We start from the raw sequence: 23,330 nt of genomic DNA, 5'->3' as shown, positions 1-23,330 counted from the left end.
GCGGGAAGGCGGCCCCCGCGCGCCCTGCCGCCGGTGCGTGTGGCGGCGCCGTCCCGCGGCTTGATTTCGCCCCTTGTTGGATCTCCTCCCGGTACGCAAGCATGCGCATGTCAAACCGGAAGAACTCCGGTCACTGGCGCATCTGGAGGGGACCCCACATGAACAAGCCTCTCGTCGGCGCACTTCTTTCCGTCCTGCTGCTCGGGGCGGGCGTCGCGCCCGCGGCAGCGTCCACGGGCCCGGAGACGGTCACGCGTACGGACACCGCCACCCGGCCGGACACGGCCGAGGTCCGCGCCAAGGCGGTCACGTTCGCCGGCACGGTCGCGCTCAGCAACTGCTCCGGATCGGTCGTCCGGGTGCCCACGGCGCAGCCCGGCGACCCCGCGCTCGTGCTGTCCAACGGCCACTGCCTGGAGACGGGCTTCCCGGGCCCGGGCGAGGTCGTGCTCAACAAGGCGTCGACCCGAAGCTTCACCCTGCTGAACGCCGCGGGCAGCGGTGTCGGCACCCTGCGCGCCTCCAAGATCGCGTACGGGACGATGACGGACACCGACGTCTCGCTGTACCAGCTCACGCGCACCTACGCCCAGATCGAGAGCACGTACGGCATCAAGGCCCTGGAGCTCTCCGCCGCGCACCCGGTGAAGGGCACCGCGATCACGGTCGCCTCCGGCTACTGGAAGCGCATGTACAGCTGTGCCGTCGACGGGTTCGCGTACCGCCTCAAGGAAGGTGCCTGGACCTGGAAGGACTCGGTCCGCTACACTTCGGCCTGCCAGACCATCGGCGGCACGTCCGGGTCCCCGGTGATCGACGACGCGACGGGCAAGGTCGTCGCCGTCAACAACACCGGGAACGAGGACGGGCAGCGGTGCACGGACAACAACCCGTGCGAGGTCGACGAGAACGGCACCGTCACCGTCCGCAAGGGCATCAACTACGCCCAGCAGACCTACGGCATCGTGCCGTGCGTCGGCACCGGCAGTCAGATCGACCTGAACCGCGCGGGCTGCGCACTGCCCAGGCCCTGACGGCGCCGCTCAGGCCGCCCGGCTCCCGCTGCCCCGTACCGCCCGGCCCGCCAGGGTGGAGGTGCGCCTGCCGTCCTCGATGACGAAGCGGCCGTCGATCAGGACGTGCGGGATGCCGACCGGCAGGGTGCGCGGCTCCTCGAAGGTCGATCCGGCCGCCACGGTGGCCGGATCGAAGAGGACCAGGTCCGCGCGGTAGCCCTCGCGGACGTACCCGCGGTCCGGCAGGCGCAGGCGGGCGGCCGGGCGGGACGTGAGGTGGGCGACGCACTCCTCCAGCGAGAGGATGCCCAGCTCACGCGCGTACCGGCCGAGGTACTGGGGGAACGTGCCGTAGGCGCGCGGATGCGGCTTGTCGCCCTGGAGGATGCCGTCGCTGCCGCCGGTGTGCACCCGGTGGCGCATGATCTGCCGCACGTTCTCCTCGTGGCCGACGTGCTGGAGGATCGTCGTGCCGAGCCGGTCCTCGACGAGCAGCCGGCGGGCCGTCACCCACGGCTCCTCGCCGCGCAGCCGGGCGGACTCCGCCACCGTACGGCCGACGTACGACGACAGCTCGGACGAGCCGACGCCGGAGATCTCGATCCTGTCCCACTCGATGGGGACGCCGTGGCAGCCGTCCGAGCCGACGACCTCGACGACGTGCCGCATCCGCTCGGACGTCTCCTCGTCGGCCAGCCGGTCCAGGACCGACTGGGGTCCGCCCTCGTTCGCCCAGCTGGGCAGCATCGCGACCAGGGTGGTGCAGCCGGGGGTGTACGGATAGGTGTCGAGGGAGATGTCGGCGCCCGCCGCGAGGGCGTCGTCGAGGAGGGCGAGGAGCTCGGGCGCCTTCCCCTTGTTCACCCCGAAGTTCATGGTGGCGTGCGCGAGATGGAGGGGGCAGCCCGCGTCGCGGGTGAGCTGCACCATCTCCTCGTAGGCGGCGAGCGCCCCCGCGCCGTACGAGCGGTGGTGCGGGCAGTAGTAGCCGCCGTGGGCGGCCACCACCCGGCAGAGCTCGGTGAGTTCGGCGTCCTTCGCGTACATCCCGGGGGTGTACGTCAGGCCCGAGGACATGCCGACCGCACCCTCGGCCATGCCCTGTGCGACGAGCTCCTTCATCCGCTCCAGCTCGGCGTGGGTGGCGGGGCGGTCGTCCCAGCCGACGGCGAGCATCCGGACCGTGCCCTGGGGGATGAGGTAGGCGGCGTTGACGGCGATGCCCTGACCGCCGAAGTTGCGGTCGAGGCGGTCCAGGTAGCCGCCGACGGTGCGCCAGTCGAAGTCGATGTCGCTGCCGTCGCCGTTCCAGCCCGCGATGGAGCTGCGGACCTCGGCGAGGGTGCGGTCGTCGGCGGGGGCGTACGACAGGCCGTCCTGGCCCAGGACCTCCAGGGTGACGCCCTGGGCGGCCTTCGCACTGTGGTCGGGGTCGCGCAGCAGGGCGAGGTCGCTGTGCGCGTGCATGTCGATGAAGCCCGGCGAGAGCGCGAGGCCGTCGGCCTCCACGGTGCGGGCGGCGGTGGGCCGGGGGCCCTCGCCCTCCCCGCGGATCTCCGTGATCCGGCCGTCCGTGATGCCTACGTCGGCCCGGTAGGAGGGGGCGCCGGTGCCGTCGACGACGCGGGCGTCGCGGATGACCAGGTCCATGGGATGTCGCCTTTCGGGGTGGGGAACGGTCCGCCGGGATCAGAAGAAGGTGCGGATGTAGTCGGTGACGGTGCCGTCCGCCTCCACCAGCGGGATCAGCTGCCACTTGTCGAAGGAGGTGCAGGGGTGTGAGAGGCCCATCCCGATCCAGTCGCCGACCTCCAGCTCTGCGCCCGCCTCCGTGCGCACCCAGCCGTGCTGGTCGGAGAGCCCGCTGACGGTGATGCCGGTGGCCGGCCGCACCGAACCGTCGCGCCCGGAGCGGACGACCTGCGCCTCGGGCAGGTCGAGGTCGTAGGCGGCGTCGCGCTTGCCGGCGTTGACGAAGGCCTGCTCGGGCGTGGGCCGCGAGACGACCTGCGCCCAGAGGCGGAAGGCGGGCTGCAGGGCGCCCTCCTCGGGGACCCGGTTGAAGGGGGTGAGGTGGCGGTAGTGGCCGTCGTCATGGCTGACGTACGCGCCGGAGCGCAGCAGTTTGCAGACGGGGCGGCTCAGGGCGGGGATCCCGGCGAAGACGTCGGCCACCGCGTCGAACCAGGCGCTGCCGCCGGCGCTGACCAGGATCTCCTCGCCGTCGGCGAGCGCGTCGAAGCGGCCGGCCGCGTCGAACGCGGCGGCCAGCGCGACGAGCCGGCGCAGCCACTCCCGGACCCGCTCGGGGGAGGCGTCCGGCACCTCGCCCTCGTAACCGGCGACGCCCACCAGGCGCAGGGCGGGCGCGGCGGCCACCGCGTCGGCGACGGCCGCGCAGTCGGCGTCCGTGCGGGCACCGGTGCGGGCGCCCGCTCCCGCCCCCAGTTCCACGACGACGTCGACGGGGCGCACCGCGCCCGCCGCGCGCAGGGCCTCGTCCATCAGCTCGACGCCGCGCACGGAGTCCACGTAACAGGCGAACGTGAAGTCGGGGTCGGCGTCCAGCTCGCCGGCCAGCCAGCGCAGCGCCACCGCGTCGACGAGTTCGTTGGCCAGGAAGATCCGGCGGATGCCGTGGGCGCGGTAGACCCGGGCCTGGTGGGGGACGGCGGCGGTGATGCCCCAGGCGCCGTGCTCCAGCTGGCGGGCGAAGAGCTGAGGGGCCATCGAGGTCTTGCCGTGCGGGGCGAAGGCGAGGCCGTGACGTTCGGCATACGTCTCCAGGAGCGCGAGGTTCGCCTCCAGCGACTCGGCGGACAGCGCCAGCACGGGTGTGGTGAAGCCTCCCGTGAAGAGGTTGCGGCGCTCGGCGGCCAGCGCGCCCACGGTGAGCCCTTCCGCGTCGGGCGGCAGTGCCTTGAAGCGGTGGTCGACCCGCTCGGCGGCGAGTGCCGTCACGGACTGCTCGGGGGACTGCTGGGCGGCCAAGGGATCCTCCTCGGGAACGTGAACGTTGCATTGTCTGCAACGGCCATTGCGCATATCGCTTAACGCTGTCTAACATCCTCGCCGATGCCGGGTCAATGGTGAGCACCGGCGCCCACGGCCGACCAAGAGGAGCCCAGAGTGTCCGGATCCGCAGCCAGGACAGCCACCGCGGACGTCGTCTGCCTCGGCGAGTCCATGGTGACGTTCCTGCCCTCGCAGCCGGGCCGCCTCGCCGACGTCCCCTCCTTCGGCCGGGGCATCGGTGGCGCCGAGTCCAACGTCGCCTGCGCGCTCGCCGCCGCCGGCCACCGGGCGAAATGGGTCGGCCGGGTCGGCGCCGACGGCTTCGGCGACCACCTCGTCGACACCATCGCCGGATACGGCGTGGACACCTCCGCCGTGCGCCGCGACCCCGACCGCCCCACCGGTATCTACTTCCGCACGGCGACGGACCGGGCCACCGACACCCATGAGGTGGCCTACTACCGCGCTGGATCCGCGGCCTCCGCGATGTCCCCGCGCAACGTCCCGTACGAGGACCTCCTCGCCGCCCGCGTCCTGCACCTGTCCGGGATCACGGCCGCGCTCTCCGCCGACTGCCTCGCGCTCCTCCACGACCTCACCGCACCCCGCGACGGCCGCCCGCTGATCTCCTTCGACGTCAACCACCGCCCCGGCCTCTGGCGTGACGGCGAGGAGGGCCCGGAGGTCCTGCTCGCCCTCGCCCGCCGCTGCGACCTCGTCTTCGTCGGGGACGACGAGGCGGAGGAGGCGTGGGGGCTCCACGGCGCCGACGCCGTACGCGCGGCCCTGCCCGAACCCGACGTCCTGGTCGTCAAGCGGGGTGCCGACGGCGTGACCGTCTTCTCGCGCACCGCGAGCGGCGGACCGGACACGGTCACCACCGTCCCCTCCCTCCGCGTCGACGTCGTCGCCGCGGTCGGCGCCGGTGACGCCTTCGCCGCCGGGTTCCTCTCCGCCACCCTGCGCGACCTGCCCGTACGCGACCGGGCCCGGCACGGGCACCTCATGGCCGCCGCCGTCCTCACCGTCCCCGGCGACCTCACCGGCCCCCCGCCCCGCGCGTACGCGGACCGGCTCGCCGCCCTGGACGACACGGCCTGGGGCACACTTCGTCTCGGCCCCGGGTGGACAGCCGCCGCCGGGGCGAACGAGGAGGTACGAGTCACATGAGCCAGACCGTCGACCGCGCGCTGAGCATCCTGCCGCTGCTCGCCCAGGGCCCCGCCGACCTCGGCCAGGTCGCCGAGCGGCTCGGAGTCCACAAGTCCACGGCCCTGCGCCTGCTCCGTACGCTCCACGAACACGGCCTGGTCTACCGCCAGGAGGACCAGCGCTACCGCCTCGGCGCCCGGCTCTTCGCCCTCGCCCAGGAGGCCGTCGAGAACCTCGACGTGCGCGAGATCGCCCACAGCCACCTCGTCGCGCTCAACGAGCAGTGCGGGCACACCGTCCACCTCGCGGTGTACGAGGAGAACGAGGTCCTCTACATCGACAAGGTCGAGAGCCGCTACCCCGTGCGGATGTACTCACGGATCGGCAAGCCCGTCGCGATCACCGTCGCCGCGGTCGCCAAGCTGCTCCTCGCCGACCTCACCGAGCCCGAGCGGCGCGCGATCGCCGAACGGCTCGACTACCCCATGTACACGTCCCGTTCGCTCCCGAACGCCGGCGCCTTCCTCAAGGAACTCGCCGTCGTACGCGAACAGGGCTGGGCCACCGACCTCGGCGGCCACGAGGAGTCCATCAACTGCGTCGGCGCCCCCATCCGGGGCGCGGACGGGCGCGTCGTCGCCGCCATGTCGGTGTCCGCGCCGAACGTGGTCGTCACGGCCGAGGAACTCCTCACCCTGCTCCCGCTGGTGCGCCGCACCGCGGACACCATCAGCCGGGAGTACTCCGGCACCACCCCCACCAAGAAAGCCTGAACCGCCATGACCGAGAAGACCGCCCTCACCCCCAGCACCCACACCGCCCCGCCGGCCAAGTTCTCGCACGGCGTGAAGAAGGGGAACATCCTCCAGGTCGCCGGTCAGGTCGGCTTCCTGCCCGCCGTCGAGGGACAGGCGCCCACCCCGGCCGGGCCGACGCTGCGCGAGCAGACCCTCCAGACCTTCGCCAACGTCAAGGCGATCCTGGAGGAGGGCGGCGCGAGCTGGGACGACGTGATGATGATGCGCGTCTACCTCACGGACGTCGACCACTTCGCCGAGATGAACGCCATCTACAACGAGTACTTCGAGGAGCAGGGCCTCAAGGCCCCCGCCTCCGCACGTACGACGGTGTACGTCGGCCTGCCCAAGGGGCTGCTCATCGAGATCGACGCCCTGGCGGTCCTCGGCTGACCACCGGCCCGGACGCCCCGGTGCCGCGCCGACCATCCGGTCCGCGGCCCGGACCGCGGTTCCCCCGAGCCGCTCGCAGTACTCGCACCACGGCACGGTGCCCCGTCCCCCGTTCTCGCACAGGGGCGCCGTGCCGCGCTCCCCCCTGCCCCGAAGGACCCCCTGTCACCACCGGAGTTGACCGCTCATGCTGCTCGCCGCCGCCCCCGCACCCGAGGCGCCACCCCACACCGGTGGACTGCTCCTCCTGATCGGCGGAACGCCCGGTCTGCTGACCGTCGCCGCCCTCGGGATCGCGCTCCTGCTCTTCCTGATCATCAAGGTCAGGCTGCAGCCGTTCGTCGCGCTGCTCGCCGTGTCCATAGCCGTCGGCCTGGGTGCCGGACTCTCCGTCACCGAACTCTTCGGCACGGTCCAGAAGTCCGCCGCGGTGTCCGTCATCGAATCCGGCATGGGCGGCATCCTCGGGCACGTCGCGATCATCATCGGCCTGGGCACGATGCTCGGCGCGATCCTGGAGGTGTCCGGCGGGGCGGAGGTCCTGAGCGCCCGCCTGCTGAACCTCTTCGGTGAGAAGCGCGCCCCGCTCGCCATGGGCCTCACCGGCCTCATCTTCGGCATCCCGGTCTTCTTCGACGTCGGCATCTTCGTCCTCGCGCCGATCGTCTACGCCGCCGCCAAGCGCTCCGGCAAGTCGATCATCCTGTACGCGATGCCGCTGCTGGCCGGCCTCTCCATGACCCACGCGTTCCTCCCGCCGCACCCCGGACCGGTCGCCGCCGCGGGCCTCTTCAACGTCTCCCTCGGCTGGGTCATCCTGATGGGCGCCGTCGTCGGCATCCCGTCCGTCCTCGCCGCCTGGGGCTACGCCGCCTGGATCGGCAAGCGCGTCTTCGTCGACGTCCCGCAGGACATGGTCGAGGCCGCCGAGGAGTCCAAGGCCGCGGTCGTCGCCGAACAGCGCGCCGCCGGTGTCACCCCGCACGAGGAGCCCGTCTCCCTGGGCACCGTGCTGGCGATCATCGGCACCCCGCTGATCCTCATCCTCGCCGCGACGTTCTCCTCCATCGCGCTGGACCCGTCGACCCTGCGCTCCGTCGTCGAGTTCTTCGGCAACCCGTTCGTCGCGCTGACGATCGCGCTGTTCCTCGCCTACTACCTGCTGGGCATCCGGCGCGGCTGGTCCCGCAAGTCCCTCGAATCGGTCTCCACCGCCTCGCTGAAGCCCGTCGGCAACATCCTGCTGGTCGTCGGCGCCGGCGGCATCTTCGGAGCCGTGCTCAAGGGGAGCGGCATCGCCGACGCCCTCGCCGACACCTTCAACGACGTCGGCCTGCCCGTCATCCTGCTCGCCTGGCTGATCTCCGTCGTCCTGCGCGTCGCCCAGGGCTCCGCGACGGTCGCGATCGTCACCACCGCCGGCATCGTCGTCCCGCTCGTCGAGGGCCAGGACATGTCGCAGGCCCACCTCGCGCTGATCATCATGGCGATCTCCGCGGGCTCCATCTTCGCCTCGCACGTCAACGACGGCGGGTTCTGGATGGTGTCGAAGTACTTCGGCATCTCCGAGCGCGACACCCTGAAGACCTGGACGGTCCTGGAGACGGTCCTCTCGGTCGCGGGCTTCGTCGTCGCGGCGGCGCTGAGCCTGGTGATCTAGCCCCGCCTCCCGGTCCGGACGGAAACCCCGTACGCGTCGCAACCACCGCAGGCACGGCTCCCCGGAGCCGTGCCTGCGGTGGTTGCGACGGCCGTGCAGCCGCCCCGACGCGGCCGGAGCCCCCCCGGCCCGGCCCGGCTACCTGATCAGCCAGACCGCCAACGCGACGACCGCCAGCACCACCAGCCAGGTCACGACGGAGGACTTCTTCCTGACCGGCCCGGGCGCGGGGGGCCGGGGCGGAACGGGGCCGGACGACGGGCGGGGCGTCCTGGGCGGCACCCCCGCGGGAGCTGAGGCGGCGGGCGTCCGTGAGGCACGCCGGCGGGCGCTGGCCTCGGCGGCTCTCAGCCGGGCGGCCTCCTTCTCCGCACGCTCCCGCTGCTCCTGCCCGGCGCGTTCGCGCTCCTTCTGCTCCGCCTCCTGCTGCGCCCTCTTGCGCTCCTTCCGCTGCTGCTTCGTCCGCTCCTCCTCGCGCCGACGCTCGCGTGCGCGCCGGGCCTTCTCCTGCTGGTCCTGTTCGCGTGCAGCCCGTGCGGCCTGTTCGGCCCGCTCCCGCTCGGCCTGCTCGCGCTGCTCCGGGAGCACCAGGGTCGGCCCGGGCGGCGGGACGACTCCCGTGGGCTGATCGATCCTGACCGCCCCGGGGTCCGGAGCGCCGACACCGATGCCGGCCCCGCGCGCCAGGTCCCGTCCGTGACGCTCGTACGCGCCGATCAGATCCGTCCAGCGCGGCGGCAGCCAGCGGCCGCCGCCCTGCGACACCGGGAGCCCGGCCAGCGACTGCCGGAAGCGTGCCAGCATCTCGGCCGGGACGGGGCGCTCGGCGGGATCGGCCGCCAGGCAGGGGCGGATCAGGTTTGTCAGTTCCTTCGGCAGGCCGTCGAGGTCGAGCTGACCCCGCTGGACCTGGGCGAGCAGGCCGAGCGTGTCACTGTCGGCCCGGTACGGGGGCCTGCCGAGCGCCAGGTGGAAGAGGGTCGCCCCGAGCGAGTACACGTCCGACGCCTCGGTCGACGGCTCCCCGCGCGCCTGTTCCGGCGAGGTGAAGGCGATCGTCCCCAGGGTGAGGCTCGTCCGGGTGAGGTCGTTCGCGTGCGAGATGCCGAAGTCGATCACCCGGGGACCCGGCAGCGGCAGCAGGATGTTCTGCGGCTTGAGGTCCCGGTGGATGATGCCCTCGCGGTGGAGGGTGACCAGCGCCTCCGCCGTGCCCGCGGCGAGCCACTGCACGGCCGAGGCGGGCAGCACACCGGCCGTGCGCACCAGTTCGGAGAGCGACGGCGCGGCGATGTAGTCGATCGCCATCCACGGCCGTTCCGCCTGCGGCGCGGCCTCGCGGACCCGCGCGGTGAACGTGCTGTCGACGCGCTGGGCGAGCCCCACCTCCCGGGTGAAGCGCCGCCGCTCGACGTCGCTGACGACCCCCTCGGCGAGCAGCGTCTTCACCGCCACGAGCTGCCCCCCGGCGTCCCTGGCGAGATAGATCCGCCCCATGCCGCCGGACGCCAGCCTGCCGAGCAGCTCGTACCTGCCGAGCGTCGCCGGATCCCCGCTTCCCAGCGGATCAACTTGCGCGCCTGTCATGCCACTTCCCCCGTCCAGCCCCTACCGTCCAGCGGGCCAAGCGTCCCACGGGTCGTGGGGGTTCGCACCACAGTCCGCTGTCACGGAACATCCACAGCTGTCTGCGCCACGAGGGGGCATGACGGGGGTACGCCGCGCCCTCTTGTGCGAACGGGCACGATGCGCTTCGTTGATCGAATGGCGGAGACAAGCGAGACCATGGAAACCGGGGAGCCAGGCTCCCCGCCGCGTAGGTCCAGCTGGCGCTACATCGGACCCGGCATCGTCGTCGCGGCGACCGGGGTGGGAGCCGGAGACCTGGTCGCGACGCTCATCGCGGGAAGCAAATTCGGCTACACCCTCATGTGGGCGGCCGTCATCGGCTGCCTCGTCAAGATCTCCCTCGCGGAGGCCGTCGGCCGCTGGCATCTCGCGACGGGCCGCACCCTCTTCGACGGCTGGCGCAGCCTCGGCGGGTGGACCACGGGCTACTTCGCGGTGTACGTCGTCATCTGGGGCTTCGTGTACGGCGCGACGGCCATGTCCTCCAGCGCCCTGCCCATCGTGGCCCTGTTCCCGGACGGACCGGGGCTGAAGGCGTGGGCGATCATCACCGGGCTCGTCGGCCTGGTCTTCGTCTGGTTCAACCAGTACGCCGTCTTCGAGAAGGTCATGACGGTCCTGATCGGCATCATGTTCGTCGTCGTGGTGTACGTCGCGATCCGTGTCGGACCCGACGTCGGCGCCTCCTTCGCGGGGCTGGCCCCCGTGCTCCCTGACGGTTCGCTGGTCTACACGCTCGGGCTGATCGGCGGAGTCGGCGGCACCATCACGATGGCGGCGTACGGATACTGGGTGAACGCCAAGGGGTGGTCCAACTCGTCCTGGATGAAGGTGATGCGGATCGACAACCGGGTCGCCTACATCACCACGGGAATCTTCGTCGTGGCGATGCTCGTCGTCGGCGCGGAACTGCTGCACTCCTCCCAGATCGCCCTGACGAAGGGCGACCGGGGGCTGATCGACCTCGGTCAGATCCTGGAGGACCGCTTCGGGGCGGGCACGGCCAAGCTGTTCCTGGTCGGCTTCTTCGCGACGTCGTTCTCGTCCCTCATCGGCGTGTGGCACGGCGTGAGCCTGATGTTCGCCGATTTCGTGGAACGGATACGGGCCGGCCGCGCCACGGGGAGCACGGGGACGGCGATCGCGGAGCCAGGGATCGCGGGGACGGCCGGCCGCGAGACCGTCGGCCGTCAGGAGCGGTCCGTGCCCTTCCGCGCGTATCTGCTCTGGCTGACCTTCCCGCCCATGACGCTGCTCTGGCTGGACGAGCCCTTCGGGCTGGTCATCGGCTACGGAGTGCTCGGCGCCTTCTTCATGCCGTTCCTGGCCCTGACCCTGATCTGGCTCCTCAACTCGGAGCGCACCCCACGGGAATGGCGCAACGGCCTGCTCAGCAACGGGATGCTGGGTGCGGCGGGACTGCTCTTCGTCGTGCTGTGCGTCCAGCAGGTGCGCGACCTGCCCTGGTGACGGACCCGCACACGGTGGTACGGACGCAGCAGCGCCGCCGGGGGAGCGGCGGCGCTGCTGGATCGGTGGCCCGACGGGATCGCGGTGCCGGTGGTCACGGCCTCCCGTGGACGGGCGGTGGCGGCGGTCCGGGCGGACCGTGCCGGCCCCGGTCAGGGGAGGCCGTGCGGCCCCCGGTCAGGGGAGGCCGTGCGGCCCCCGGTTACGGGAGACCGTGGACGTGCGGGCCGACCGCGTTGGACCAGGCGTTGCCCGCCGTGGCGTCCCAGTTCGTGGACCAGGTCATCGCGCCCCGCAGGTCCGGGTAGGTCCTGGAGGGCTTGAACGAACCGCAGCTCGTGCCCTTGGCCAGGCAGTCCAGGGCCGCGTTCACGACGGACGGGGCGACGTAGCCGCTGCCCGCGCCACGGGTGGAGGCGGGAACACCGAGACCGACCTGGGACGGGGCGAGGCCGCCCTCCAGCTGGATGCAGGCGAGGGCGGTGAGGAAGTCCACCGACCCCTGGGAGTAGACCTTGCCGTCGCAGCCGAGCATCGAACCGCTGTTGTAGTACTGCATGTTGACGACGGTCAGGATGTCCTTGATGTTCAGAGCCGTCTTGAAGTACTCACCGGAGGTCGACTGCATGTCGATGGTCTGCGGCGCCATCGTGATGACGAGGCCGGAGCCTGCCTTCGACGACAGGGAGCGCAGCGCCTTCGTCATGTAGGTGGAGTTGAGGCCGTTCTCCAGGTCGATGTCGACGCCGTTGAAGCCGTACTCCTGGATGAGGGCGTACACCGAGTCGGCGAAGGCGTTCGCGGAGGCGTCGCTGTTGACCGCGACGGATCCCTTCTCACCGCCGACCGAGATGATCACGTTCTTCCCGGCGGCCTGCTTGGCCTTGATGTCGGCCTTGAACTGGGCGACGGTGTAGCCGTTCAGGCCGGCCGAGTCGAGGTTGAAGGTGACGGCGCCCGGCGTGGCCGTGGCGTCCGCGAAGGAGACGGCGATGATGTCGTAGTTCGCGGGGACGTCGCTGAGCTTCTGGACGGTGGCGCCGTTGTTGAAGTTCTGCCAGTAGCCGGTCACCGCGTGCTTGGGCACCGAGGTCGAAGGGCCGCCCGGCTCGGTGGCCTTCGCCGTACGGCCGGTCACCGTGGCGGACTTGGCCGACTCACCGGCGGCGTTGGTGGCGCTGACGGAGAACTGGTACGAGGTGTCCGCGGCCAGCCCGGTCACGGTCGCCGAGGTGCCGCTGGAGGTGGTCGCCTTCGTACCGTTGCGGTACACGGTGTACCCGGTGGCGCCGGAGACGGCGTTCCAGTTCAGGGCCAGCGACGAGCTGGTCGCCGTACCCACGGTCAGCCCGGCGGGGGCTGCGGGGACGGAGGGCTCCGGGTCGGTGCCGCCGCCGCCGTCGGGGCCGGACACCTGGACGTCGTCCGCGTAGTAGGCGGCCTGGCCGTACCACCCGTGGGTGTAGACGGTCACCGAGGTGGTGGAGGGGCCGGTGGTGAAGGACGTCTTCAGCTGGGTCCAGCTGCTGGAGCCGGGCGACCAGGTGGAGACATCCGTCGTGCCGGTGCCGCTCGCGCCGATGTAGGCGTAACCGCCCTGCACCCAGGAGCTGAGCGCGTAGGTGGAGTTCGGCTTCACGGCCACGGTCTGCGTGCACTTGGCGTTGTCCTGCCCGGCCGGGGTGGCCTTGAGCGCGGAGGTGCCGCCGTGCACGGGGGAGGAGACGGTGGCGCCGCTGCCCCCGGAACAGGTCCAGTTGGCGAGCCCGGACTCGAATCCGGCGTTCTTGGCGACGTTGACGTCCGCCGCCTGGGCGGTGCCGACGAGCCCGGTGACGGCCAGCGCCCCGGTCGCGACGACCGCGACGGCCCCGCCGAGGAGCGGACGGACCCGGCGTCTTCTGTGTCTGCTGCTGCCTGCGGAGCGTTCCACGTGCTGCCTCCGGTGGGGGAGTTGGGGGTGCTGGCGGAAACGGTGGCCACCGTTGGCCGATAAACTGGTCCAGACCAATCAAGTTGTCAAGACCTCTGGTGGTCCCGATGTGGGCAGCGGGGCAGGTCGGCGGGTGGACGGGGCGTGCGCCCACCCCCGGGTGACCCCGCGCGAGCCCGCGTCCGTGCACTCGTGCGGGTGATGCGGCCGGCTCGTCCGGATCGTGACGGAGTGGATATCCCGGAGGGCCCGGGAAAGCAGGTGAAATGCGTTCTGACGTGGGCGGATGAATTCCCTCGGATTCCAAACCCCCGGCCCCGAAGTAACTCTGCGCAGTGGTACAGGAGTTAACCAATCTGCTTTTCGTCCGATTTCGTACGGAGGCGTTGCGAACGCCTGTGCCGCACGTCTTCGTACTGGGTTCCGATATCTGTTCTCTGCCTGGTATGACGTGGCTAAAGTGCTGGGGAAGAAGCACGGAGCAGGAGCGATTGCGGCCGGAGTCATCCATGACGACGGCCGGAGCCGAACGGGGAAGAGCGTGCCGACCGCAATAGCAGTGACCAGTGCTGATCTCGTGCTACCGCCGACGGATCAGCAGACACCCACAGCGGCGCTGCTGCAGGAACCCGGAGCCCAGCCCCTCGATCTCGCCATCGGGGACATGCACCTGCTCCTGGAGCAGCACGGCCATGTGGTCGCGGTCTACCCGGCGAGCATCAGCCCCGCCCACGAACGCCGGCTGCACGCCATCCGCTCCGTCCTGGAGAGCGACCGCATCGCCCTGCTCAAGGTCGACCTGCCGCCCCTGGGCGTGGCCGTGCTGGTGCGCCAGCTGCGCCAGCTGTCCGTCTGTGACTTCAGCCCGGGGGTGGTGGCCTCGGCAGCACGGCTCCTTGCCCACTACATCCACGCCGGGGCCCTGCTGAACTCCGTGGCCCGGCTGGACCGGGTCCCCGTCAGCCTCAAGACGCACGCCAGGTCCTGGGTCCCCGGCTCGCAGTTCGCCGTGGTCGCCGGGCCCAGCCCCCAGCTCATCCGGATCGGACCGACGGCCGAACCCCCGACCGGACCGCCCTTCGCCACACAGCTGCTGATCGCCAAGGGACAGCTCGCCTCCGAATGGGTCCAGCAGACCCTCGCCCCCGCCTGGAACGTACAGGCAGTTCAGGAGTGCGCGCTGCCCACCGGATCACCGCGCTGGTGGGGCACGGGGAAGCTGGTGGAATTCGCGTCCTTCCTCCCGGACATCTCCGTGATCTACCAGCTCGTTTCCTCGGTGCGGCGGGAAAACTGCCACTGGTGCGGAATGGAGCTCATCGGCGACCGCTGCGGGTTCTGTTCCTCCCCGCTGGCACCGTCGGAGAACCGAATGCACTCCCCGGGTGTCCTGAACCATGGAACGCCCGGGCCGCCCAGCTCCTAGCCCCCCACGGCACTCCGCAGACACCGCGCATCCCTCTCTGTCCGCTGCACCACGCATCCGAATCGAACGAGGTTGTCCGGCCCATGAACTCCCGCCAGCGCCGCGGCGTGATACTCCTGCTCCTGTCGGTCCTGTGCGCCTTCGGCGCCTTCGCCGGGGTGCTCTCGGTGATCAGCGACGTCAACTCGAAGGTCGGACCCGAGGTCGACGCCTACCGGCTCAAGACCAACGTGGCGCCCTACACGGACCTGTCCGTCGGCCAGTTCGAGAAGGTCTCCATGCCCAAACGCTGGCTGTCGGACAACGCCGTCACGGACATCGGCGAGATCGACGGAAAGATCGCCGTGACGCAGCTGCAGAAGGGTTCCCTGATGCAGTCCGACATGATGGTCAAGAGTCCGGAACTGCGCCCGGGCGAGCAGGAGATCGCCATCATGATCGACGCGGCGACCGGCGTGGCGGGCAAGATCCACCCCGACGACAAGGTCAACATCTACGCCACCTTCGCGGGCGAACGGGACGGTGACGTGTCCCAGTCCAAGGTCATCGTCTCCAACGCGAAGGTGCTGGACGTCGGCGAGCTGACCGCGCTCGAACCGAACGGGGACGACAGGAACCAGGCGTCCGAGGTCGTGCCGATCACCTTCGCCCTCAACACCCTCGACACCCAGCGCGTCGCGTACGCGGAGTCCTTCGCCGAACACGTGCGCCTCGCGCTGATCGCGCCCGGCAGCGACGGCACGATCCGCCCGGGCGACCGTACCTACACGCTCGACAAGGACAAGTGAGGATCGGATGACCGCAAGGATCCTCCCTGCCGTCGGTGACGCCGACGCGGCCAGGTCCGTGACCACCCTGCTCAGCCAGCTCCCGGACGCGGAGCCGGCCGCTCCGGCCGGTGACTCGACGCAGCTCATCGACACGCTCGCCCGCCTCGCCGGGGAGTCCATCGAGGAGCTGCCCGAGGTGGTGCTGGTCCATGAGCGGATCGGCCCGGTGCCTGCCCTGGAGCTGATCCGGGAGGTCTCCCTCCGCTTCCCCGCCGTGGGGGTCGTGCTGATCACCGCCGACGCGAGCCAGGGGCTCTTCGCCGCGGCGATGGACGCCGGAGCCCGCGGCCTGGTCACCCTTCCGCTGAGCTACGAGGAACTCGCCAACCGGGTCCAGGCGGCCGCCCAGTGGTCCACCGGTGTGCGGCGCCACCTCGGTTCGGGCGGTGACGTGTTCACCGGCCCGGGCGGCACCGTCGTCACCGTCACGGGAGCCAAGGGCGGTGTCGGCGCCACCGTCACGGCGGTACAGCTGGCTCTCGCGGCACAGGCCTCGGGGTACACGGCGGCGCTCGTCGACCTGGACCTCCAGACCGGTGACATCGCCTCGTACCTCGACGTACAGTTCCGGCGCTCCATCGTCGACCTCGCGGCCATCACCGACATATCCCCGCGTGTTCTGGCCGACGCCGTCTTCTCGCACTCCACGGGCATGGTCCTGCTGCTGGCGCCCGGCGAGGGCGAGCGTGGCGAGGAGGTCAGCGACCGCTCCGCCCGCCAGATCGTCAGTGCCCTGCGCTCCCGCTACGAGATCGTCGTCATCGACTGCGGGAGCCAGATGAACGGGGCGAACGCGGCCGCGATCGAGATGGCCGACACCGCCGTACTGGTCACGACACCGGACGTCGTCGCCGTGCGGGGGGCCAAGCGCATCGTACGGATGTGGGACCGGCTCCAGATCCGCAAGGCCGAGGAGACGGTCACGCTCGTCAACCGCTTCAACCGCAACACCGAGATCCAGCCGCCGCTGATCCAGCGCATCACCGGAACCCGGATGGCGGCCACGGCGGTCCCCGCGAACTTCAAGGAGCTCCAGGGAGCGGTCGATTCGGGGCGGATGCACGAACTCGACGCCAAGAGCGTCGTCAAGCAGGCACTCTGGAGCCTCGCCGGCGAGCTCGGGCTCGTGAAGGCCTCCGAGAAGAACGAGAAGGGCGGCGGGAAGTACCGCGACGACCGGGGCGCCCTCGGGCGCGCACGCCGCAAGTGAGACAGCACGGCTCAGGACGGTGGCACGACCGACAGAGGGGGCATGTTGACCGATGACCATCATGCGGAGAGCGGGTAGGGGAATACCCGGGTGGCGACGCGCGGACACGGGCGGGCGACGAGCCCGTGACCGTGGCCAGACCGCGATCGAGCTCGTCGGAGTCACGCCGCTGATCATCCTGGTGGCCGTCGCGCTCTGGCAGTGCGCGCTGATCGGTTACACCTACAGCCTCGCCGGCAACGCCGCGGACGAGGGAGCGCGCGCGGGCACCGGTGCTCCCTTCCTCCGCGGGGCCGCCTGCGAGCGGGCGGCCGAAGAGGACCTTCCGGACGCCTGGGCGCAGGGCGCCGACATCAGCTGCCGCTCGGAGACCGGCATGTACCGGGCCGTGGTCTCCCTGAAAGTGCCCGTGATGGTCCCCGGCGTACTGGACTTCCCGATGACCGTCGAGGGCGACGCCGCCGCGGTCGAGGAGGGCTGAGCGATGGGCGTGGAACAGGGCAGGAGGCGCACCGACCGTGGTCAGGTCGCCATCGAGTACATGGGGTTCATCCCGCTGCTGCTCATCGTCGGGCTGTTCGCCGTCCAGCTGGGTGTCGCCGCCTACACGGTGAGCCAAGCGGGCACGGGTGCGCGGGCTGCCGCCCGCATGGCGAGCTTCGAACGGCCGGACCTTCCCCCGCCGGCGGCGGGCCGGGCGGCGATGAGCGACTGGCTGGCCGACGATTCGGCCTTCACCCCCAGCTGGGGCGGGGACGACGTGACGTACACCGCGCGGGTGAGGATCCCGTCGGTCGTCCCCGGCATCGACGACTGGGGCTGGGCGGAGCGGAGCTCGACGATGCCCCGCGACTGACCGACCGATCCAGCACCGGCGAGTCCGACGGCCGGGCCATCAGACCGAGGAGAGACTGCATGAGCCTGCGGGCACGCATCACCGCCCCCGAGGAGCGCGGCGGGGGACGGGAGGACGGCCACATGGTCGCCACCTACCGCGCCAAGCTCCTCGAGGAGATCGACCTCGCGGAGATGTCCTCGCTGGCGGCCGCGGACCGCCGGGCCCGGCTGGAGCGCGTCCTCGGACACATCATCAGCCGCGAGGGTCCGGTCCTCTCCACCGTCGAACGCTCCCAGCTCATCCGGCGGGTGGTGGACGAGGCGCTCGGCCTCGGCATCCTGGAGCCCCTGCTCGAAGACGCCTCCATCACCGAGATCATGGTGAACGGCCCGGACCAGATCTTCGTCGAGCGCAGCGGGAGGGTCGAGCAGCTGCCCATGCGCTTCGGCTCGCACGAGCAGCTGATGCAGACCATCGAGCGCATCGTGTCGACCGTCAACCGCCGGGTCGACGAATCGAACCCCATGGTGGACGCCCGCCTGCCCAGCGGCGAGCGCGTCAACGTCATCATCCCGCCGCTGTCGCTGACCGGTGCGACCCTCACGATCCGTCGCTTCCCACGCTCCTTCACCCTGCCGGAGATGATCTCCTTCGGGTCGCTCGACGAGCAGATGCTGATCCTGCTCTCGGGGCTCGTGCAGGCCAAGCTCAACATCATCGTCTCGGGCGCCACCGGCACCGGTAAGACGACCCTGCTCAACGCGCTCTCCGGACTGATCCCCAACCATGAGCGCATCGTCACCATCGAGGACTCCGCGGAACTCCAGCTCCAGCAGAACCACGTGATCCGCCTCGAGTCCCGCCCCGCCAACGTGGAGGGCAAGGGACAGATCACCATCCGCGACCTCGTCCGCAACTCCCTGCGCATGCGCCCCGACCGCATCGTCGTGGGTGAGGTCCGAGGCGGGGAGTCCCTCGACATGCTCCAGGCGATGTCGACCGGTCACGACGGCTCACTGGCGACCGTCCACGCCAACAGCGCCGAGGACGCCCTCATGCGTCTGCAGACCCTGGCCTCGATGTCCGAGATCAAGATCCCCTTCGAGGCGCTGCACGACCAGATCAACAGCGCGGTGGACGTGATCGTCCAGCTCACCCGGCACGCGGACGGCGCCAGGAAGATCACCGAGATCGCCGTGCTCGACTCCCACGGCCGCGACAACTACCGCATCGTCTCCGTCGCCCGGTTCAACGCGCAGCCGATGTCCGCCGACGGCCGGATCCACGGCCGGTTCCAGTACCTCCCGCTCCCTCGCAGGACCGCCGAGCGTCTCTACATGGCCAGCCAGCCCATCCCGCAGGCCTTCGGGGTCGCCTCGTCCGAAGAACAACTCGCCACCCGAGAGGCCAAGTAGGTATCGCGCCATGAACAATCTCCCCCTGATCACGGTCGGCGTGACGCTGCTGTTCGGTGTGCTCGGCGTCGTGGGCCTCCACACCTACGCCGCCGGACGGGCGGACCGCGAGGCCCTGGTCGACCGGCTCTCACACACCGGCCAGATCACGGACGGCGGCCGCCCCCGGCGGTTCCGCGGAGTCGACCGACGACTGCGCGCGACCCGGCTGGGCCGCAGGATCGAGCTGAAGCTGGCGGCTACGGGGCTCGGGCTCACACCTGGTGAATTCTTCGTCTACGCGCTCGTGGCGGTTGCGGGAGTGTGGTTGATCGCGTCGTCACTCCTTGCCTCCTTCTTCGGCCCGGTCGCCGCACTCATCGCCCTGTGGGGCGCGAACACCTTCCTCAACTGGCAGCGGGCCAAGCGGACCGAGCGCTTCATCAACCAGCTCCCCGAACTCTCGCGCATCCTCGCCAACGCCACCCAGGCGGGCCTCGCCCTGCGCACCGCCATCTCCATGGCGGCAGAGGAGATGGATGACCCGGCGGGCGAGGAGTTGGCCCGCGTCGCTCGCCGCCTGGCCGTCGGGGAACCGCTGGACGACGCACTCAGCGAGCTGACCGACCGGCTGCCCTCCCGGGAGCTCGTCGTTCTGGTCACGACGCTGGTTCTCTCCAACCGGGCGGGCGGCACGGTCGTCAGCTCGCTGCGCAACCTCACTCAGACCTTGGAAGAACGCAAGGAGACCCGGCGCGAGGTCAAGACCCAGCTGTCCCAGGTGACGGTCACGGCCTACGCCGTCCCGATCTTCGGCCTGGGAGCGATGCTCCTGATGAACTCGGTCATGCCGGGGGCGCTCGACCGTATGACCGGCGCTCTGATCGGCCAAGTAGCCGTGGTCGTCTCATTGATCCTGTACACCATCGGGTTCGTCGTGATCCGGCGACTGTCACGCATCGACGTCTGAGAGGCGACCTGACATGGACCTGATTCTTGCCGCTGTTGTCGGTCTGGCCGTTTATGGGGCTATCCACGGCATCCGCATGTACCGGGCGGAGGCAAAGCTGCCGGGGGACCTGGCGGTGGCTCTCGAGGTCGGTGCCAGCCGGACGACTGTTGTCGGCTCCGGGGTCGACCGCCTGGGAATGCGCTGGGCCCCAATGGTTCTCCGCATGATGGGCCCCAAGGCCGTCAGTAAGAAGCGCCGTCAGATCGACCTGGCGGGCAACCCCGGTGGTCTCACCATCGACCGCTACGCGGCGCGTCGAGCGGTCTACGGGGTGCTGGGACTGGTGGCGGCACTCCTGATGCTCGCTCGCGGACAGGTCTTGGTCGCCCTGTTCATGGCTGCCTTCGGCATGTTCTGGGTCGAGGCAGGCATCTGGTCCGCGGTCCGGGTGCGTCGCGACCACATCGACCGCACGTTGCCCGACTTCCTCGACGTGCTGGCAGTCGTGGTCTCGGCGGGCCTCGGATTCCGCCAGGCCCTCGGTCGGGTGGCCGACAGGTACGAGGGTCCCTGGGCCGACGAGCTCCGCATCACCTTGCGGCAGATGGACATGGGCGTCAGCCGGCGGGAGGCGTTCGAGCAGCTTCGTAAGCGCAACGACTCGGAGCAGGTCGCGATGTTCGTGACCACGCTCCAGCAAGGCGAGGAACTCGGTGCCCCCATTGTCGAGACGCTCATCCAGATCGCCAACGACATGCGCCGGACCGATGCTCAGAACGCCCGCCGTAAGGCGTCCAAGGCAGTACCCAAGGCGACCTTCGCGGTGACCTCGTTCCTGCTGCCAGGGACGCTGATCCTTCTGGTCGTCGGTTTCGTCTACGGCGCCAACGTCGACTTCAGTTTCCTGGGCGGTGGCTGACGACATGGCCCGGACCATCGAGGACGGGAGGTAGACGACTCATGGCGAGCCAGGTCAAGCTGCTCACCGCGCGGCTGAGAGCGGAAGTGGGCACGGCGGCCCAGGTTGCCGCGCGCCCCCGTCCAGCACTCGCCATCCAGGTCAACGCTCTGCAGGCGATGTGCCGCCAGGTCTTCGGATTTCGGCTGGCCATGATCGCCATAGCGACTCCGTTCGCCATGGCGGGAACGGCTTCGGGCTTCGCGACCTGGCTGGTCGCCACGGCGATCGTCGTCACGTTCATGGGCTCGTACGTCCTCTTCCGGGACTGGGAGCGTTTCGGACCCCTGCTCCTGCGCCACCCCTGGCTCCTCGCGGTCGACGCGCTCTTCGGTTCCTTGCTGTTGATCACCGCCACACCCGAGTCCACGCTCGCCTACGTCACCGTGTGCACCCCCCTCCTGGCCGGCCTTACTTCTGGCTGGCGAGGGGCTGCGGTTTTCGCGGCCTTCCAATCGGTGATCATTTTCGGCGTCTACGGCACCAGCGACGATCTGGAAGCCGGTGGTGCGGCCTCAATGCTGCTGCCGGGCTTCTGCGTCGTCGCCGGAGCTGCCGGAGTCACGCTCCGGAACCTGCTCCTGCGTTTCGGCTCCGCGAGTCAGGCGCTCACCGAGACCAAGGCACGGCTGGCCGTGAGCGAAGCCGTCGAAGGTGAGCGCACGCGTCTCGCCAGGGAGATGCACGACTCGGTGGCCAAGACCCTGCACGGTTTGGCGCTGGCAGCCGACGGGCTGGCCCGGTCCGCCGACCGCATGGACCCGGTCACCGTGAAGCACCAGGCGGAACTGGTGGCCCGGTCCGCCCGGCGAGCTGCCGCCGAGTCCCGCGAACTGCTCTCGGACCTCCGTCGAGAATCAGGCTTGGACGGCGGTGTGGACGTCATCGCCGAGCTCGCTGCTCGTGTGGACGACTTCAACAGAAGGCACACCGTGTCCGCGGTGTTCCGGTTGCTCAACGACACGCCTGTGCCGCCCGTCCCTCAGGTGGTCGCACGGCAACTGCTGACCATCGCCTCGGAGGCGATGGAGAACGCTCATCGTCACGCACACCCCACCTATGTCGTCGTCCTGGCTGGAATCAAAGGAGATGTCCTGCGCGTCACCGTGTACGACGACGGACAGGGCCTGCCCGCCGGGACGACCCTCGACAGTCTGAGGCGCGGTGGTCACTTCGGTCTCCTCGGCATGGTCGAACGCGCGGCGTCGATCGGTGCGCGTATCCGCATCGGCAAGGGCAAGGCGGCCCAGGGGACCGAGGTTCGCCTGGAGCTGCCCATGGCTGCTCTGGCACCGGCTCCAGAACCTGTGCCCGGGTACATGGCCGGGCACGGCGGAGCATTCATGCCTCAGTTGAAGTGACCGCCCGCCCTTCGGCCCGCACACAGATCCACTCTCCGCTCCACCTCCGTCCCCCAAACCCCTGAGAGGAGGTCGCAGAATGCCGGACGACATCTCGCGCGCACCGGGACACAGCTGGGCAGCACAAACCCATGCCTCCCAGCACAGCTCCTCGCACGCGGCCCCGCCGAGTTCGGAACAGAGGCACACCGGGTTCCGCGTTCCCCAGCGATCCGCGGCAGCTGAGGAACTTCCCGCATTCCCGACCGGCCCGGGCGCACCTGTGCCGACTCGCTTGAGAGTCGTCGTTGCGGACGACAATCCGGTCGTCCGCGCAGGACTCGGCGTGCTGCTGTCCGGCCGGGCCGACATCGAAGTGGTAGCCGAGGCGGCAGACGGTCGGCAGGCCTACGAAGAGGCCGTCCGTCATAGGCCCGACGTCGTTCTGCTCGATGTCCGCATGCCCGGGGTGGACGGCATCTCCGCTTTGCCGCACCTGGTGCAGGTTGCACCCGTGATGATGTTGACCTACAGCCGGGAGAGTGAGGTCGTGCACGAGGCGCTCCGTCTCGGGGCAGGTGGCTACCTCGTCCACGGGGAGTTCACGGCTGACCAGCTGGTGCAGGCCGTCAGGGACACCAGGGAAGGCCGCGCGCATTTCACGGCTACAGCGGCCGATGCGCTCCTCGCCCATATGCGGCAGGGCCCTGGTCTGCCGGCGCAGGCCCTTCCCGAAGGCCTGGGTGCCGCGCTGACGTCGGGCCCCCCGTACGCGGGGGTGGGTCAGGAAGGCTCGCCCCCGACTGTCGCGGCCGTCGGAACGCAGCAACACACTCCGCACCTGGACCCGGCGCACACGGGGGAGCGACCCGCGGAGAACGCGCAGGGTCTTTCGCAACTGCAACCTGTTATGGCACAGTCATCGAGTCGGCAAAATTTTTCCAACAAGGCTCAGTACCAGCTGAGTTCACGGGAGGCGGAAGTCATGGAGCTGATCTCTTCGGGGATGAGCAACCAGCAGATCGCCGCGACCTGTTTCATCAGCGAGAAGACAGTCAAGAACCACATCAACCGCATCTTCACCAAGCTGCACAGCAGCAGCAGGAGCGAGGCGATCGCCCGCTGGCTCGGCACCGCGCCGGGCGCGGGGCCTGGAACCGGGGGGACAGGCAGTCATGGGTGAACGGGGCAGGGGCAGATGGGCCGGCCGTGTAGGGCCCCGGGCCCAACTCGGGCTTTGGGCCCGCGATTGGGCCCACGGGCCCTCCGGCGCGCAGGGTGTGCCGACGTACGTTTCTCTCGTCGAAAGCGGCACCG

The 23,330-nt window shown here is 70.3% G+C and carries 20 protein-coding genes; 16 read left to right on the top strand and 4 right to left on the bottom strand.

Going from position 1 to position 23,330, the window contains the following annotated elements; all coding sequences use genetic code 11:
* Positions 1-158 precede the first annotated feature (158 nt).
* Complete coding sequence (locus ACFC51_RS03760) at positions 159-1,034, top strand: serine protease (RefSeq protein ID WP_376380429.1); 876 nt, start codon at positions 159-161, stop codon at positions 1,032-1,034.
* Positions 1,035-1,043: 9 nt separating this feature from the next.
* Here the strand turns inward: ACFC51_RS03760 and ACFC51_RS03755 are convergent, their stop codons facing one another.
* Together ACFC51_RS03755 and ACFC51_RS03750 are read right to left on the bottom strand one after the other, a co-directional pair.
* Positions 1,044-2,666 carry an amidohydrolase family protein gene (locus ACFC51_RS03755; protein ID WP_376380426.1) on the bottom strand — a complete coding sequence of 541 codons (1,623 nt, stop codon included), beginning with the start codon at positions 2,664-2,666 and terminating at the stop codon, positions 1,044-1,046.
* A 39-nt stretch (positions 2,667-2,705) separates the two neighbouring features.
* Positions 2,706-4,007, bottom strand: coding sequence for an alanine racemase (locus tag ACFC51_RS03750; protein ID WP_376380423.1), 1,302 nt, complete (start codon positions 4,005-4,007; stop codon positions 2,706-2,708).
* A 138-nt stretch (positions 4,008-4,145) separates the two neighbouring features.
* On the opposite strand from ACFC51_RS03750, the gene ACFC51_RS03745 reads away from it, so the two are divergent.
* The 4 genes from ACFC51_RS03745 to ACFC51_RS03730 all read left to right on the top strand — a co-directional run bounded on the left by ACFC51_RS03745 (position 4,146) and on the right by ACFC51_RS03730 (position 8,033).
* On the top strand, positions 4,146-5,201 hold the full coding sequence (locus tag ACFC51_RS03745; RefSeq protein ID WP_376380420.1) for a sugar kinase: 1,056 nt from the start codon (positions 4,146-4,148) through the stop codon (positions 5,199-5,201).
* Positions 5,198-5,956: an IclR family transcriptional regulator gene (locus ACFC51_RS03740; protein WP_329232308.1), complete on the top strand. Its 759-nt coding sequence runs from the start codon at positions 5,198-5,200 to the stop codon at positions 5,954-5,956. Before ACFC51_RS03745 ends, ACFC51_RS03740 begins: the two co-directional genes overlap by 4 nt.
* Positions 5,957-5,962: 6 nt before the next feature.
* On the top strand, positions 5,963-6,373 hold the full coding sequence (locus ACFC51_RS03735; protein ID WP_033297919.1) for a RidA family protein: 411 nt from the start codon (positions 5,963-5,965) through the stop codon (positions 6,371-6,373).
* Positions 6,374-6,560: 187 nt separating this feature from the next.
* The gene (locus tag ACFC51_RS03730; RefSeq protein ID WP_376380416.1) at positions 6,561-8,033 is read left to right on the top strand and encodes a GntP family permease; all 1,473 of its coding nucleotides are present in this window, start codon (positions 6,561-6,563) and stop codon (positions 8,031-8,033) included.
* A 138-nt stretch (positions 8,034-8,171) separates the two neighbouring features.
* On the opposite strand, the gene ACFC51_RS03725 is transcribed toward ACFC51_RS03730, so the two are convergent.
* Entirely contained in the window at positions 8,172-9,620 is a 1,449-nt protein-coding gene (locus ACFC51_RS03725; protein ID WP_376376016.1) for a protein kinase, read from the bottom strand.
* Positions 9,621-9,797: 177 nt separating this feature from the next.
* Between ACFC51_RS03725 and ACFC51_RS03720 the strand changes: the two genes are divergently transcribed.
* Positions 9,798-11,132 (top strand): Nramp family divalent metal transporter, encoded by a 1,335-nt coding sequence (locus tag ACFC51_RS03720; protein WP_376376014.1) that lies wholly within the window; start codon positions 9,798-9,800, stop codon positions 11,130-11,132.
* Between the two features lie 202 nt (positions 11,133-11,334).
* Here ACFC51_RS03720 and ACFC51_RS03715 read toward each other — a convergent pair whose 3' ends face one another.
* Positions 11,335-13,065 carry a chitinase gene (locus ACFC51_RS03715; RefSeq protein WP_376526878.1) on the bottom strand — a complete coding sequence of 577 codons (1,731 nt, stop codon included), beginning with the start codon at positions 13,063-13,065 and terminating at the stop codon, positions 11,335-11,337.
* Between the two features lie 559 nt (positions 13,066-13,624).
* Between ACFC51_RS03715 and ACFC51_RS03710 the strand changes: the two genes are divergently transcribed.
* The 10 genes from ACFC51_RS03710 (at position 13,625) to ACFC51_RS03665 (ending at position 23,196) form a co-directional block, all read left to right on the top strand.
* Positions 13,625-14,491, top strand: a complete 867-nt coding sequence (locus tag ACFC51_RS03710; RefSeq protein ID WP_376376010.1) for a hypothetical protein — start codon at positions 13,625-13,627, stop codon at positions 14,489-14,491.
* 83 nt (positions 14,492-14,574) lie between these two features.
* Entirely contained in the window at positions 14,575-15,279 is a 705-nt protein-coding gene (gene cpaB / locus ACFC51_RS03705) for a Flp pilus assembly protein CpaB (RefSeq protein WP_376376008.1), read from the top strand.
* A 7-nt stretch (positions 15,280-15,286) separates the two neighbouring features.
* Entirely contained in the window at positions 15,287-16,531 is a 1,245-nt protein-coding gene (locus ACFC51_RS03700) for a CpaE family protein (RefSeq protein ID WP_376526877.1), read from the top strand.
* A gap of 52 nt (positions 16,532-16,583) precedes the next feature.
* Positions 16,584-17,012, top strand: a complete 429-nt coding sequence (locus tag ACFC51_RS03695; protein ID WP_376376005.1) for a TadE family protein — start codon at positions 16,584-16,586, stop codon at positions 17,010-17,012.
* Between the two features lie 3 nt (positions 17,013-17,015).
* A complete protein-coding gene (locus ACFC51_RS03690) occupies positions 17,016-17,387 on the top strand; it encodes a TadE/TadG family type IV pilus assembly protein (protein WP_376376003.1) in 372 nt (123 codons plus the stop codon).
* A gap of 59 nt (positions 17,388-17,446) precedes the next feature.
* Positions 17,447-18,784: a CpaF family protein gene (locus ACFC51_RS03685; RefSeq protein ID WP_376376001.1), complete on the top strand. Its 1,338-nt coding sequence runs from the start codon at positions 17,447-17,449 to the stop codon at positions 18,782-18,784.
* Between the two features lie 10 nt (positions 18,785-18,794).
* Positions 18,795-19,733 carry a type II secretion system F family protein gene (locus tag ACFC51_RS03680; RefSeq protein ID WP_376526875.1) on the top strand — a complete coding sequence of 313 codons (939 nt, stop codon included), beginning with the start codon at positions 18,795-18,797 and terminating at the stop codon, positions 19,731-19,733.
* A gap of 13 nt (positions 19,734-19,746) precedes the next feature.
* Positions 19,747-20,634 (top strand): DUF5936 domain-containing protein, encoded by an 888-nt coding sequence (locus tag ACFC51_RS03675; RefSeq protein WP_376526873.1) that lies wholly within the window; start codon positions 19,747-19,749, stop codon positions 20,632-20,634.
* 41 nt (positions 20,635-20,675) lie between these two features.
* Positions 20,676-22,034: a sensor histidine kinase gene (locus tag ACFC51_RS03670; RefSeq protein ID WP_376526870.1), complete on the top strand. Its 1,359-nt coding sequence runs from the start codon at positions 20,676-20,678 to the stop codon at positions 22,032-22,034.
* A gap of 79 nt (positions 22,035-22,113) precedes the next feature.
* Entirely contained in the window at positions 22,114-23,196 is a 1,083-nt protein-coding gene (locus ACFC51_RS03665) for a response regulator (RefSeq protein ID WP_376526867.1), read from the top strand.
* Positions 23,197-23,330 lie beyond the last annotated feature (134 nt).

It is taken from the genome of Streptomyces sp. NPDC055962, from assembly GCF_042270185.1.
Taxonomy (GTDB): domain Bacteria; phylum Actinomycetota; class Actinomycetes; order Streptomycetales; family Streptomycetaceae; genus Streptomyces.
The sequence above is the reverse complement of the archived record's forward strand: the minus strand, read 5'-3'. Positions and strand labels throughout refer to the sequence as shown.

Coding starts and splice junctions, on each gene's coding strand:
- ACFC51_RS03665 (WP_376526867.1), top strand. CDS start 22,114: ATGCCGGACGACATCTCGCGCGCACCGGGACACAGCTGGGCAGCACAA.
- ACFC51_RS03695 (WP_376376005.1), top strand. CDS start 16,584: ATGACCATCATGCGGAGAGCGGGTAGGGGAATACCCGGGTGGCGACGC.
- ACFC51_RS03735 (WP_033297919.1), top strand. CDS start 5,963: ATGACCGAGAAGACCGCCCTCACCCCCAGCACCCACACCGCCCCGCCG.
- cpaB (WP_376376008.1), top strand. CDS start 14,575: ATGAACTCCCGCCAGCGCCGCGGCGTGATACTCCTGCTCCTGTCGGTC.
- ACFC51_RS03740 (WP_329232308.1), top strand. CDS start 5,198: ATGAGCCAGACCGTCGACCGCGCGCTGAGCATCCTGCCGCTGCTCGCC.
- ACFC51_RS03755 (WP_376380426.1), bottom strand. CDS start 2,666: ATGGACCTGGTCATCCGCGACGCCCGCGTCGTCGACGGCACCGGCGCC.
- ACFC51_RS03760 (WP_376380429.1), top strand. CDS start 159: ATGAACAAGCCTCTCGTCGGCGCACTTCTTTCCGTCCTGCTGCTCGGG.
- ACFC51_RS03685 (WP_376376001.1), top strand. CDS start 17,447: ATGAGCCTGCGGGCACGCATCACCGCCCCCGAGGAGCGCGGCGGGGGA.
- ACFC51_RS03675 (WP_376526873.1), top strand. CDS start 19,747: ATGGACCTGATTCTTGCCGCTGTTGTCGGTCTGGCCGTTTATGGGGCT.
- ACFC51_RS03720 (WP_376376014.1), top strand. CDS start 9,798: ATGGCGGAGACAAGCGAGACCATGGAAACCGGGGAGCCAGGCTCCCCG.
- ACFC51_RS03670 (WP_376526870.1), top strand. CDS start 20,676: ATGGCGAGCCAGGTCAAGCTGCTCACCGCGCGGCTGAGAGCGGAAGTG.
- ACFC51_RS03730 (WP_376380416.1), top strand. CDS start 6,561: ATGCTGCTCGCCGCCGCCCCCGCACCCGAGGCGCCACCCCACACCGGT.
- ACFC51_RS03700 (WP_376526877.1), top strand. CDS start 15,287: ATGACCGCAAGGATCCTCCCTGCCGTCGGTGACGCCGACGCGGCCAGG.
- ACFC51_RS03725 (WP_376376016.1), bottom strand. CDS start 9,620: ATGACAGGCGCGCAAGTTGATCCGCTGGGAAGCGGGGATCCGGCGACG.
- ACFC51_RS03680 (WP_376526875.1), top strand. CDS start 18,795: ATGAACAATCTCCCCCTGATCACGGTCGGCGTGACGCTGCTGTTCGGT.
- ACFC51_RS03690 (WP_376376003.1), top strand. CDS start 17,016: ATGGGCGTGGAACAGGGCAGGAGGCGCACCGACCGTGGTCAGGTCGCC.